Origin of the sequence: Methyloversatilis sp. XJ19-49 (assembly GCF_024580145.1) — a bacterium.
In the GTDB taxonomy this organism is placed as follows: domain Bacteria; phylum Pseudomonadota; class Gammaproteobacteria; order Burkholderiales; family Rhodocyclaceae; genus Methyloversatilis.
Map to the genome: position 1 here is coordinate 91,463 of NZ_JANINI010000007.1, position 12,430 is coordinate 103,892.

Consider the following 12,430-nt stretch of genomic DNA (forward strand, 5'->3'; position numbering starts at 1 on the left):
ACGGCTGGATGTCGACCCGAGCAATCTGCACAAGCTGGCGCGTCGCCTCGGACTCAAATGACAGGCGACGGCGGCGGCTTGCGGACACGTCATGCACCGGCGCGGTGCGTGACGTGTCCGCAGCGTGCAACGGCCGTCGACGAGCTGAAACGAATAGCACAGAAAATCATGGACTTGTCTCGCGCACGCTAATTGCTTGAGTGCATCATCCCCTTCACTGCCCGCAACCGGAGTATTCCGTGTCCATCCACGTCGCACTGAATCACGTCACCCACTACCGCTACGACCGTCCGGTGCTGCTGAGCCCGCAGGTGGTGCGACTGCGCCCGGCGCCGCACACCCGTACGCCCATCCTGTCGTATTCGCTGCGCGTCACGCCGGCCGAGCACTTCGTCAATTGGCAGCAGGACCCGCAGTCCAACTATCTGGCGCGTCTGGTGTTTCCGGAACGCACGCGCGAGCTGCGCATCGAGGTCGATCTGATCGCCGAAATGTCGGTCATCAATCCGTTCGATTTCTTCCTCGAACCGGCGGCCGAGAAAATTCCCTTCGGATACAACGAAGAGCAGACGCGCGAACTGTTCCCGTATCTGGTCACCTTGCCGCTGACCCGCGACAACGCGCCGAAATTCACCCGCTGGGTCGATGACGCACGCACCCTGTTCGGCAGCAACGGCAAGGCCAGCGTCGACTATCTCGTTGCGTTGATCCAGCAGATGCAGGGCGACATCCGCTACCTGATCCGCATGGAGCCGGGCGTGCAGACGCCGGAGGAAACCTTGCAGAAGGGCAGCGGCTCGTGCCGCGACACGACCTGGCTGCTGGTGCAGGTGCTGCGTCATCTGGGGCTGGCGGCGCGTTTCGTGTCCGGCTATCTGATACAGCTCACCGCCGACGTGAAGTCGCTCGACGGCCCGAGCGGCCCGGAGAACGATTTCACCGATCTGCACGCCTGGTGCGAGGTGTATCTGCCGGGCGCCGGCTGGGTGGGGCTGGATGCGACGTCCGGCCTGTTCGCCGGCGAGGGCCACATTCCGCTCGCCTGCTCGCCCGACCCGTCATCGGCGGCGCCGATCAGCGGACTGACCGAAAAGTGCGAAACCGAATTCGAGCACCACATGAAGGTCGAGCGCATATGGGAAGCGCCGCGCGTGACCAAGCCCTACACCGACGACGCCTGGTCGCGCATCGAAACGCTGGGTCATCGCATCGACATCGATCTGGCTCAGCACGATGTGCGGCTGACCATGGGCGGCGAGCCGACCTTCGTGTCGGTGGATGACCGCGATGGCCCGGAGTGGAACACCACCGCCGATTCGCCGCCGGACAAGCCGGTCAAGCGCCTGCTCGGCGCGGAATTGCTGGCGAAACTGAAGGCGCGCTATGCGCCGGGAGGCCTGCTGCATTACGGCCAGGGCAAGTGGTATCCGGGCGAACAGCTGCCGCGTTGGTCGCTGTCCTGCTTCTGGAGGCGCGACGGTGAGCCGATGTGGACCGATCCCGGCCTGATCGCCGACGAAGCGGTCGATTACGCGCTCACCGCGGAACATTGCGCGACCTTCCTGAAGGCGCTGTCGAAGCGCCTTGAAGTGGACGGCAAATATGTGTTTCCGGCCTTCGAGGACGTCTGGTACTACCTGTGGCGCGAACGCAAGCTGCCGGCGAACGTCGATCCGTTCGATTCACGGCTCGAAGATCCGCTGGAGCGCGAGCGCATGCGCCGGCTGTTCCATGACGGGCTGGACAGCGAGGTCGGCCACATCCTGCCGCTGGCGCGCACACCGGCCGGCAACGCCTGGCAGAGCGGTCCGTGGTTCCTGCGCGACGAACGCTGCTTCCTGATTCCGGGTGATTCGCCGATGGGCTACCGGCTGCCGCTCGATTCCCAACCCTGGGTGTCGGCCGCCGAATACCCATGGGTGCATGCGCCCGACCCGGTGCAGCGGCAGGTGCCGCTGCGGCCGCAGCGCGACATCGCCGTGCGCCTGCAGCAGCCGGAGGACGACGATGCGACGGCCATCGACTTCGCCTCCGCAGGTCCGGCGGCGACCCGCGTGCCGGCCACCGACCGCAAGCCGGAAACACTCGAATCCGCCGGCTGGATCACCCGCACCGCGCTGTGCGCGCAGGTGCGCCACGGAGTGATGTACCTGTTCATGCCGCCGCTGCCGACACTGGACGATTATCTGGAACTGGTCACTGCGGTCGAACTGACCGCGGCCGCCTGCGGCCACCCGGTGGTGCTCGAAGGCTACGAGCCGCCGCGCGATGCACGCGTCGAGGTGTTGCGCATCACGCCCGACCCGGGCGTGCTGGAAGTGAACATCCAGCCCTACCACTCATGGGACGACATGGTCGCCGGCACCACCTTCCTCTACGAGGCTGCGCATGAAACCCGCCTCGGTACCGAGAAGTTCATGATCGACGGCCGCCACAGCGGTACCGGCGGCGGCAATCACTTCGTGCTGGGCGGCGCCACGGTGGCCGACTCGCCCTTCCTGCGACGGCCCGATCTGCTGCGCAGCATGATCAGTTACTGGCACAACCATCCGGCGCTGTCGTATCTGTTTTCCGGCCTGTTCATCGGCCCGACCAGTCAGGCGCCGCGCATCGACGAGGCGCGCAACGATTCGGTGTACGAGATGGAAATCGCGTTCGCCGAAATCGAGCGCCGTTCGCGCGATACGGGCTACACGCCGCCCTGGCTGATCGACCGCATCCTGCGCAACCTGCTGGTCGATGCCACCGGCAATACGCACCGCGCCGAATTCTGCATCGACAAGCTTTACTCGCCGGATGGCGCGACCGGCCGGCTCGGCCTGCTGGAAATGCGCGGCTTCGAAATGCCGCCGCATGCGCGCATGAGCCTGACGCAGCAACTGCTGCTGCGCGCGCTGATCGCCCGCTTCTGGCAGCAACCGTATGCGCCGCCGAAGCTCAAGCGCTGGGGCACCGAACTGCACGACCGCTTCATGCTGCCGCACTTCGTGTGGGAGGACATGGGGGACGTGATCGATGACCTGCGTGCCTTCGGTTACCCGATGGAACTGCAATGGTTCGCGCCGCACTTCGAGTTCCGCTTCCCGCGGATGGGGCAGTTCTCCGCCCGCAACGTGCTGGTGGAATTGCGCAGCGCACTTGAACCGTGGCATGTGCTGGGTGAGGAAGGCGGCGCTGGTGGCACGGTGCGCTATGTCGATTCTTCGGTCGAGCGCCTGCAGGTCAAGGTGCAGGGCCTGGTCGACGACCGGCATGTGCTGGCGGTCAATGGCCGGCGCGTGCCCCTGTCGCCAACCGGTCGCGTGGGTGAATACGTCGCCGGCGTACGCTACCGCGCCTGGCAACCGGCCACCTGCCTGCACCCGACCATCCCGCCACACGCCCCGCTGGTGTTCGATCTGGTGGACGACTGGATGAAGCGTTCGATGGGCGGCTGCCAGTACCACGTCGCGCACGCCGGCGGGCGCAATCACGAAAGCTTCCCGGTCAATTCGTACGAAGCGGAAGGCCGCCGTCTCGCGCGCTTCTTCGCCATGGGACATACCCCCGGCCACCTGTCCGCCCCACCCGAGGACCGCAATCCAAACTTCCCGTTCACCCTCGATCTGCGACGGTAAGATCGGCCCCCCGCGCCGTTCCTGCCGGGATTTACGCAGTCACTGTGGGAGCGGCGGCCTCGCCGCGATCGGCGCGTTGATCAACGATCATCGCGGCATCCATCGCGGCGAGGCCGCCGCTCCCACAATCCGTTGCATCGAATTCGAAGGACATGACATGACTTCCCGCAGAGATTTTTTGCTCAACGCAGGCATCGCAGGCGCCGCGGTGGCGGCTGCCTCGGTCAATCGCGTGGCGCTGGCCGCCGTGCCCGAACCGGTGATCGAAACGTCGGCCGATNTTCATCGACCGGCCAACGCGTGGCGGGGTGCGGCACAATGCAGCTTTCGCCCTTGCTCCATCCGTGTTGATCCACTGGACCCGACAATTTCTGTGGCGGCTGCTGGCCGCGGTTTCGGTAGTGCTGGGCGTGATCGGTGCGGTGCTGCCGGTGCTGCCAACCGTGCCCTTCCTGCTGCTGGCGGCCTGGGCGGCCAGCCGGGGCTGGCCGGAACTTGAAGCCAGATTGCTGGCGCACCCGACCTATGGCCCCTGCATCACGAACTGGCGCGAACAAGGCGCCATTCCGCGGCGCGCCAAGTGGCTGGCCAGCGCGATGATGCTGTTCAGCGCCACCACGCTGTGGTTCAGCCCGGTGCCGGGGTGGGTACGCGGCGGCGTATATGTGATGTTGATGGTGGTCGCCGGCTGGATGTGGACGCGCCCCGAACCGGCGGTGCGCCCCCTGCCGCAAGACCTTCCCTGAGCGATCAGGCAGCGTCCAGCGCCGGATAATCGGTATAGCCCGCTGCACCGCCGCCGTACATCAGTTCGGCGCGTAACTCGTTGTACGGCGCGTTGTCGCGCAGGCGGCGTACCAGATCCGGGTTCGAAATGAAGGGGCGGCCGAAAGCCACCGCGTCGATGCCACCCGATGCGACGGCATCCATCGCCATCGGGCGGTCGTAGCCATTGTTCGCGATCCAGCCACCGTTGAACCGTGCGCGCAGCGCCGCGTAGTCGATCGGCGGCTTGACGCTGGCTGGTGCGCGTTCGCCGCCGGTTTCACCCTCGATCATGTGCACGAAGGCGATGCCCAGCGCCGACAGCCGGTCCAGCACATGGCTGTGCAGCGCCTGAGGGTTGCTGTCGAGCGGCGTATCGCAGAAGGTCGTGGCGGGCGAGAGGCGCACGCCGGTGCGACCGGCGCCGACTTCTGCAACCACTGCCTGCATGATCTCCAGCAGCAGCCGGGCGCGATTCTCGATCGGGCCGCCATACGGGCCGCTGCGGTCATTCACGCTGTCGCGCAGGAACTGCTCCAGCAGATAGCTGTTGGCCGAATGCACTTCCACGCCGTCGAAACCGGCGTCGATCGCATTGCGCGCGGCGCGGCGGTAGTCGTCGATCAGACCGGGCAGTTCGTCGTCGCGCAGCGCCCGCGGTGCGGACACATCGACGAACCCGTCACGCGTGAAGCACTGCGCATCCGGACGCCGCGACGTGGACGACACCGGAGATGCGCCGCCGGGCAGCAGCGACGTGTGCGAAATGCGGCCGACGTGCCACAGCTGCAGGATGATGCGACCGCCTGCGGCGTGCACCGCATCGGTCACCTTGCGCCAGCCGGCGACCTGTTCGGCGGAGTGAATGCCCGGCGTGTCGAGATAGCCCTGCCCCATCGGATTGACCTGCGTCGCCTCGGCGATGATCAGGCCGGCGCTCGCGCGCTGCGTGTAGTACTCGACGGTCAGCGGTCCCGGCACCTGACCGGGCAGCGCGCGGTTGCGCGTCAGCGGCGCCATGACGATGCGGTTGTTCAGTGCGATGTCGCCCAGCTTGAGCGGGTCGAAAAGTGTGGTCATGCAGTACTCCCCGAATTGAAATGGCCTCGCCGCGGATGCACACCGGTCCGACCCGAAGCGATCAAGCGTGATCGGGCCTTGCGGCATTCATCCGCGGTATGGAATCAGAATCCTTCCAGCACGATCTTGCCGCGCGCCCGGCCGCTTTCCAGCAGCGCGTGCGCACGGCGCAGATTGGCTGCGTTGATGGCGCCGAAGTGCTCGCCCAGCGTGCTGCGCAGGCGTCCGGCATCGACCAGGTCGGCGACGGCGTCGAGCAGCGTACCCTGCTCGGCCATGTCGGCGGTCTGGTAGAGCGAGCGCGTGAACATCAGTTCCCAGTGCAGCGACAGACTCTTGCGCTTCAAGGCGAGCACATCGAGCGGCCCGGCCGGATCGTCGATCAGCGCCAGCCGGCCCTGCGGCGCAAGCGCTTCGACCAGCTGCGCGTAGTGCAGATCGGTCTGGGTCAGACTGGCAACATGCGTCACCGATTCGATGCCCGCCGCGCGCAGCGCCTGCGCCAGCGGCTGCCGATGATCGATCACGTGATGCGCACCCAGTTTGCGCACCCAGGCTTCGGTTTCCGGTCGCGACGCGGTGGCGATCAGCGTCAGCCGCGTCAATTCACGCGCCAGCTGCAGCAGGATGGAGCCGACGCCGCCGGCCGCACCCACCACCAGCAACCGGCCTTCGGCGTCGTGCACCTGCAGCCGATCGAACAGCAGCTCCCAGGCCGTGATGGCGGTCAGCGGCAGCGCCGCCGCCTGGGCGAATCCGAGCGAGACCGGCATGCGACCGACCAGACGTGCATCCACAGCCTGGAATTGCGCATTGCTGCCCTGCCGCGTCAGGTCGCCGGCGTACCACACGCGGTCACCCGGCCTGAAGCGGGTGACCTGGGCGCCGACGGCTTCGACCACGCCGGCTGCGTCCCAGCCGGGTACGCGCCACTGGCCCTCCGGCGGCGGGTTGTTGCGGCGCACCTTGGTATCGACCGGATTGACCGACACCGCCTCGACCCGCACAAACACATCATGCCCGTGCGCCTCAGGCGGCGTCAGTTCGATATCGACCAGACAATCTGCGCGATCCACCGGCAGGTTTTCGCGGAAGGCGACGGCTTTCATTGCATTGACCCGGACGACTGGTGAAGTGGTCGCCATGCTAACGCCTGCAGAATCGATTGATAATCCAGCAAATACCCAATTCATCTTCAAACAATTTTTGAAAATGAAACTGCGCGACCTGACCCTTTCCCAACTGGAACTGTTCGTCCGCATCGCCGACGCCGGTTCACTGAGCACCGCCGCGCGCCAGTTCGATCTGACGCCGGCCGCCGCCAGTGCCGCGCTGAAGCGGCTGGAAGCGGTTTTCGGCGTGCGCCTGATCGAGCGGTCGACGCGTTCGATGCGGCTGACGGCCGAGGGCGAACTGCTGCGCGACCATGCACGGCGCGCACTCGGCGATCTCGACGACGCGCGCGCGCTGCTCGGTGCCGGGCGCGAGACCCTGACTGGCGACATCCACCTCGCGGCGCCGTCCGATCTCGGTCGCGGTGCGCTGTCCGCCATGCTGGACCGCTTCATTGCACAACATCCGGATGTCCGGCTGACGCTGTACGTGTCCGACACACTGCAGGACCTGGTGCGGGAGCGGGTCGATCTGGCGGTGCGCTACGGCGAGTTGCCGGACTCATCCATGGTGGCGCGCCGGCTGCATGTCACGCGACGGGTCGTCGTGGCCTCGCCAGACTACATCGCGCGGCACGGCGCCCCCGCTCATCCATCGGAACTGGTGCAGCACAATTGCCTTGCCCTGTACCGCAGCGGCCGGCCGCATCTGGCATGGCGCTTCGAACGCGCGGGCGTCGAAACGACGATCACGGTGCGGGGCAACCGGCTGGCTTACGATGGTGCACTGGTGCGGCAGTGGGTGATCGAAGGGCTGGGCATCGCAACCAAGGCGCGGCTGGACGTCATCGACGATCTGACGAGCGGCCGGCTGGTCGAACTGCTGACCGACTGGCGCGGCGAAGATTTTCCGCTGCATGCGATGTTGCCCGCCGGCCGCCACATGCCGCTGCGGGTGCGCCGGCTGCTGGATTTCCTCGGTGAACAGTTCGCTCAGGTGGAGCCGGAACAAGGCCCGGATGCCTGAGCGATACGGATCGGGCCGCGCCAGTCGCCGTCGGCATCGCGCTTTTCACCGCCTTGCGTGATGACGACCCGGCCCTCGCGCGCCAGCCGGCGTGCCACCTCGCGCACGCGTGGCATCAGCGCGCGCCAGTCAGCGGCCAGCGCCCGCGCGACTTCAGACGGGCAGATCGAACGTCCGGCGCCCCGCAGGGCAACCTGCGCGAGCAATTCGCGCACGATCTGCGCATCGTCGGTGACGCTGTTCAGCGCGCCACCGGCCGCGCCGGATCGCTGCACCATTCGCTCCACGAACCCGGGTAGAGGCGCGCACCGGACAGGCCGGCCAGTTCGAGCGCCAGCAGGTTGTGGCAGGCCGTGACGCCACTGCCGCACTGCATGACGAGCGTCGCCGGATCGCGTGCTTTCGCGATCGCGCACCACTCGGCGCGCAGCACATCCGCCGGCTTGAAGCGGCCATCGTCGGTCAGATTGAGCTTGAAGAAACGATTGACCGCGCCCGGAATGTGGCCGCCGACCGGATCCAGCGTTTCGTTCTCGCCCCGGAAACGGTCCGGCGCACGCGCATCGACCACCAGCAGCGCGCCGCCGTCGAGATTGGCCAGCAGCGCATCGGCATCCACCGTGGTGTCGACCGCGCCCTCCGGATAGCGAGTGGCTGGGCGGCTGCGCACGCTCTGATTGAGTGCTCCGCCCGCGGCGAGCCAGGCGGCGAGGCCGCCGTCGAGCACTGCGGCGTCGGCATGGCCGACCCAGCGCAGCATCCACCACAGACGGGCGGCGAACATCCCGCCCGCGTCGTCGTAGGCGACCACCGAGTGCCCGGGCGTGATGCCGCAGCGGCCGAGCAGCGCGGTGAAGGCGGCCGGCGACGGCAGCGGGTGACGGCCGTTGCTGCCGGTCTTCACCGACGACAGGTCGCGATCGAGGTGCATGAACAGCGCCCCGGGAATATGGCTCCCGGCCCAGGCGGCCTCGCCGGCGTCAGGTCTTGCCAGGTCATGCCGGCAGTCGATCACGACCAGGGCGTCGTCGCCGAGGCGACCGGCGAGTGCATCGGCGCTGATCAGCGGGCCCATGGCGCTCACACCGTTTCGGCGAGCCAGGCGCGCGCGCTGGCCTCGTCGTCGAACACGGTCACGTCGGCATCGACGAACACCTGCGACAGCCAGGCCGTCCAGACCATCCACGGACTGCCTGCGATCACCGCGATACGGCCGAAATCGTGGCTGTGCGCGCGGGCGAAGCGCAGTTCCTCGAGCGCCATGTCGAGCGTGAAATCGGTCATCTGGCGAAGGTCGATCAGCAGATTGACCACGCCTTCGAACTTGATGCGGTAATTCACCAGGTCTTCGAACTCGCGGTAATCCGCCAGCGTGAACTCGCCGAAGGCAGACACCGTCACCAGATTGCCTTCGGACTCCGTTGCGATCATTTGAAATCTCCTTTCAGAACTAGGACTTCACCGGCGGCGGCCTGAGCAGCGCAAGCAGGCCGCTGGCAACGATGAGCAGCATGCCCAGCCAGACTACTGCAGTCGGGACCTCCTGCCACAGCAGGATGCCGTAAAGCGTGGAAAAGGCGACCGTCGTGTAGGCCAGACTGGCCGACACCAGCGTGCGTCCCCCCTTGTAGGCAGCGGTCATGCAAAGCTGAGCCGCCGTGCCGAACACGCCGACGCCGCCGAGCAATGCCCAGGTGCGTGCCGAATGGAAGTGGAATCCGCCGTCGGCCAGTGCCCACAGCGCGCCCAGCACGGCCGAACAGGCAGAGAAGTAGAGCACGATGCGCCACTCGGGTTCACCGAGGCGCCCCAGATCGCGCACGCTCAGGTAGGCGACGGTGGCGATCAACCCGGACCCCAGTCCGAACAGCCCGCCGACCCACTGGTCGCTGCCCAGCGTCGGCTGCAGCACCAGTACGACACCGGCGAAACCGATGGCCAGCGCCAGCATCAGCGGTCGTGACAATTCGCCCGAAGCGGTGAAGCCGAGCCAGGCGGCCATGAACAGCGGCGAGGTGTAGTTCAGCGTGACCGCAGTCGGCAATGGCAGGAGCGATATGGCTTCGAAGTAAAGGATGAGCGAAACCGCGCCCGACAGGCCGCGCTTCAGGTGCACGCCAGCGTGCGGCGTGGCGAAGTCGGCACCGCGCAGGCGCATCACCACGGCCACCAGCAGCAGCGCGATGAATCCACGGTAGAAAGCGATTTCCGACGCCGGCAAGGCGTCGCTCGCCAGCTTCACGCACACGCCCATCGACGCAAACAGCAGGCTGGCCAGCACCATCCACAGCGACTGCATCGTCAGACCCTCAGCTGCACAAGGAAGCGAGGCACCGGGGTACCCCGTCCTGCCCGAGGCACCGACCAGGGCTCACGGGCATCCGGCCGTCACAGATAGTCGGCCATTTCGCGGCGGTACCACTCGTGGAAGTGCTGCATGCCATCCTCCATCGGCGACTGATAAGGTCCTGTTTCCGAGCGGCCCTGCTTCATCAGCGCGCGCCGGCCGGCGTCCATGCGCTCCGCGATTTCGTCGTCCTCGCGTGCCGTTTCCATGTAGGCGGCGCGTTCGGCTTCGATGAATTCGCGCTCGAACAGCACGATGTCTTCCGGGTAGTAGAACTCGACCACGTTCAGCGTGCTGTCCGGTCCCTGCGGGTACAGCGTGCTGACCACCAGCACGTGCGGATACCACTCGACCATGATGTTCGGGTAGTAGGTCAGCCAGATCGCGCCGTGCGGCGGAAGCTCGCCCTGATAGTAGTCGAGCACCGCGCGGTGCCAGCGTTCGTAGGTCGGCGTGCCGGGCCGCGCGAGGCGGTTGTTCACGCCGACCCTCTGCACCGAGAAATCGCGAGCAAATTCCCAGCTCAGGTCATCGCACGTGACGAACTTGCCCAGCCCGGGGTGGAAGGGCTCGACGTGATAATCCTCCAGATAGACCTCGATGAAGGTCTTCCAGTTGTAGTTGCACTGGTGCATTTCGACGTGATCGAGCCGGTAGCCGGAAAAATCGAAATCGGGTGCCACCTGCATGCCGGCCAGATCGGCTGCGATGTCGCGCTGGCCCGAAAACAGCAACCCTTTCCAGTTCTGCAGCGGCTGTCGCTTCAGGTTCAGGCAGGGTGTGTCCGGGAAATGCGGCGCGCCCAGAAGTTCGCCCCGCGTGTCATAGGTCCAGCGATGCACCGGGCAGACGATGTTGGATGCGTTGCCGCGCCCCTTCATCATCAGCGCCTGACGATGGCGGCATACGTTGGACAGCAGTTCGACGCCGGACGCGTTGCGTACCAGCATGAGTGCATCGTCGGCCCAGCCCAGGGTCTGATAGTCGCCCGGATCGGGCACCATCAGTTCATGCCCCACATAACCCGGCCCGTTGTCGAACAGCACGCGCTTTTCGAGTTCGAACAGCGATGCATCGACGTACCAGGACACCGGAAACTGTGATTGCGCCGGTTCCAGACGGGTAATGGACTGTAGATCGGACATTCCCCAACCCCCGAAGTCAAAGTTGGAAAACCGCGCGCCGGCCTGCGCGGAACACATGGCACGAGAAAGTCTGTGCACGGATGTGCGAGGGCCGGGTGCGCGTGACAAAGCCGGTGAGTATAACCAGATGCAGGTTTGACCGCCCGGGGTGGATCAGCTATTTTTCGCGGTCCAGCCAGCGCCCGTACCCAGAATGATCCGAAAATCGGAAGCGGCGTCAGAACCCGCCAGCTTCGAGACCGCCATCGAAGAACTCGAATCCATCGTGCGTGCGATGGAAGACGGCAAGCTGCCGCTCGACAGCGCGCTGGAGCGTTACCAGCGAGGTATTGATCTGGTGCGCCACTGCCAGTCGGCGCTGAATGCTGCCGAACAGAAGGTACAGATACTCGAAGACGGGTTGCTGCGCGATTTTCCGGCCGATGCAGGCGCGCGTGACAATGACTGAAGTCGGACCGGGTTTCCGCGACTGGGTGAGCGCTGTACAGCAGCGTACCGAATGCGCACTCAGCCGCTTTCTGCCGCCGGACACGATAGCCCCTGCACGATTGCATGAAGCCATGCGCTATGCCGCGCTGGGCGGCGGCAAGCGGGTGCGTCCGCTGCTCTGTCACGCGGCAGGCAGCCTGTCAGGCGCCGCACCCGAAGCACTCGACGCCGCTGCCTGTGCGCTCGAACTGATCCACGTCTATTCCCTCGTGCATGACGACATGCCCTGCATGGACGACGATGTGCTGCGCCGCGGCAAGCCCACAGTGCATGTGCAGTACGACGACGCCACGGCGCTGCTGGTCGGCGACAGCCTGCAATCGCTTGCTTTCCTTCTTCTTGCGGAACACTGTTCGGTCGCCCCGGTCACGCGGATAGATCTGATCACGCAACTGGCGATCGCGTCCGGCTCACGCGGCATGGCGGGCGGTCAGGCGATCGATCTGGCATCGGTCGGCCTGGAACTGAACGTCGAGGCGCTCGAATTCATGCATATCCACAAAACCGGTGCGCTGATACGCTGTGCGGTGAAACTGGGCGCCGCCTGCGGGGAACTGGACGCAGCCGGCACGGCGAAGCTGGACCATTACGCGGCACGGGTCGGGCTGCTGTTCCAGGTGGTGGATGACCTGCTCGACTGTGAAGCGAGCACGGCGGCGCTGGGCAAGACTGCGGGCAAGGACGCCGCGGCGAACAAGCCGACCTATGTCACAACGCTGGGCATCGGCCGGGCGCGCGAACGAGCCCGCGAACTGCACGACGAAGCGCTCGACAGCCTCACCGGTTTCGGCAACAAGGCACAACGCCTGCGCGAACTCGCCGATTTCGTGCTGACACGGCAGAACTGA

The 12,430-nt window shown here is 66.1% G+C and carries 14 protein-coding genes; 6 read left to right on the forward strand and 8 right to left on the reverse strand.

Annotated features, from left to right (window positions below; all coding sequences use genetic code 11):
* Positions 1–239: 239 nt before the first annotated feature.
* On the forward strand, positions 240–3,617 hold the full coding sequence (locus NMQ16_RS10045) for a transglutaminase family protein (RefSeq protein WP_257080428.1): 3,378 nt from the start codon (positions 240–242) through the stop codon (positions 3,615–3,617).
* Positions 3,618–3,648: 31 nt separating this feature from the next.
* Here NMQ16_RS10045 and NMQ16_RS10050 read toward each other — a convergent pair whose 3' ends face one another.
* Positions 3,649–3,771, reverse strand: a complete 123-nt coding sequence (locus NMQ16_RS10050; RefSeq protein WP_257080648.1) for a hypothetical protein — start codon at positions 3,769–3,771, stop codon at positions 3,649–3,651.
* Between the two features lie 3 nt (positions 3,772–3,774).
* Between NMQ16_RS10050 and NMQ16_RS10055 the strand changes: the two genes are divergently transcribed.
* Positions 3,775–4,116: a twin-arginine translocation signal domain-containing protein gene (locus tag NMQ16_RS10055; RefSeq protein ID WP_257080634.1), complete on the forward strand. Its 342-nt coding sequence runs from the start codon at positions 3,775–3,777 to the stop codon at positions 4,114–4,116.
* Positions 3,998–4,363, forward strand: coding sequence for a YbaN family protein (locus NMQ16_RS10060; protein ID WP_257080636.1), 366 nt, complete (start codon positions 3,998–4,000; stop codon positions 4,361–4,363). Before NMQ16_RS10055 ends, NMQ16_RS10060 begins: the two co-directional genes overlap by 119 nt.
* A gap of 4 nt (positions 4,364–4,367) precedes the next feature.
* Here NMQ16_RS10060 and NMQ16_RS10065 read toward each other — a convergent pair whose 3' ends face one another.
* On the reverse strand, positions 4,368–5,462 hold the full coding sequence (locus tag NMQ16_RS10065) for an alkene reductase (protein WP_257080429.1): 1,095 nt from the start codon (positions 5,460–5,462) through the stop codon (positions 4,368–4,370).
* A 104-nt stretch (positions 5,463–5,566) separates the two neighbouring features.
* The gene (locus NMQ16_RS10070) at positions 5,567–6,571 is read right to left on the reverse strand and encodes a zinc-binding alcohol dehydrogenase family protein (RefSeq protein WP_257080430.1); all 1,005 of its coding nucleotides are present in this window, start codon (positions 6,569–6,571) and stop codon (positions 5,567–5,569) included.
* Between the two features lie 103 nt (positions 6,572–6,674).
* On the opposite strand from NMQ16_RS10070, the gene NMQ16_RS10075 reads away from it, so the two are divergent.
* Positions 6,675–7,601, forward strand: a complete 927-nt coding sequence (locus tag NMQ16_RS10075; RefSeq protein ID WP_257080431.1) for a LysR family transcriptional regulator — start codon at positions 6,675–6,677, stop codon at positions 7,599–7,601.
* Here NMQ16_RS10075 and NMQ16_RS10080 read toward each other — a convergent pair.
* The 5 genes from NMQ16_RS10080 to NMQ16_RS10100 all read right to left on the reverse strand — a co-directional run bounded on the left by NMQ16_RS10080 (position 7,568) and on the right by NMQ16_RS10100 (position 11,093).
* Positions 7,568–7,879: a DUF3253 domain-containing protein gene (locus NMQ16_RS10080; protein ID WP_257080432.1), complete on the reverse strand. Its 312-nt coding sequence runs from the start codon at positions 7,877–7,879 to the stop codon at positions 7,568–7,570. The two genes, NMQ16_RS10075 and NMQ16_RS10080, sit on opposite strands and share 34 nt — an antisense overlap.
* The gene (locus tag NMQ16_RS10085; RefSeq protein WP_257080433.1) at positions 7,843–8,676 is read right to left on the reverse strand and encodes a sulfurtransferase; all 834 of its coding nucleotides are present in this window, start codon (positions 8,674–8,676) and stop codon (positions 7,843–7,845) included. The genes NMQ16_RS10080 and NMQ16_RS10085 overlap by 37 nt, the downstream gene beginning before the upstream one ends.
* Before the next feature lie 5 nt (positions 8,677–8,681).
* Positions 8,682–9,032 (reverse strand): STAS/SEC14 domain-containing protein, encoded by a 351-nt coding sequence (locus tag NMQ16_RS10090; RefSeq protein ID WP_069039493.1) that lies wholly within the window; start codon positions 9,030–9,032, stop codon positions 8,682–8,684.
* A 19-nt stretch (positions 9,033–9,051) separates the two neighbouring features.
* The gene (locus NMQ16_RS10095) at positions 9,052–9,900 is read right to left on the reverse strand and encodes a DMT family transporter (protein ID WP_257080434.1); all 849 of its coding nucleotides are present in this window, start codon (positions 9,898–9,900) and stop codon (positions 9,052–9,054) included.
* A gap of 89 nt (positions 9,901–9,989) precedes the next feature.
* Positions 9,990–11,093, reverse strand: a complete 1,104-nt coding sequence (locus tag NMQ16_RS10100; protein ID WP_257080435.1) for an aromatic ring-hydroxylating dioxygenase subunit alpha — start codon at positions 11,091–11,093, stop codon at positions 9,990–9,992.
* 193 nt (positions 11,094–11,286) lie between these two features.
* Here NMQ16_RS10100 and NMQ16_RS10105 point away from each other — a divergent pair, with 193 nt between their 5' ends.
* Together NMQ16_RS10105 and NMQ16_RS10110 are read left to right on the forward strand one after the other, a co-directional pair.
* Positions 11,287–11,541 (forward strand): exodeoxyribonuclease VII small subunit, encoded by a 255-nt coding sequence (locus tag NMQ16_RS10105; protein WP_257080436.1) that lies wholly within the window; start codon positions 11,287–11,289, stop codon positions 11,539–11,541.
* Positions 11,534–12,430 (forward strand): polyprenyl synthetase family protein, encoded by an 897-nt coding sequence (locus NMQ16_RS10110; protein WP_257080437.1) that lies wholly within the window; start codon positions 11,534–11,536, stop codon positions 12,428–12,430. The genes NMQ16_RS10105 and NMQ16_RS10110 overlap by 8 nt, the downstream gene beginning before the upstream one ends.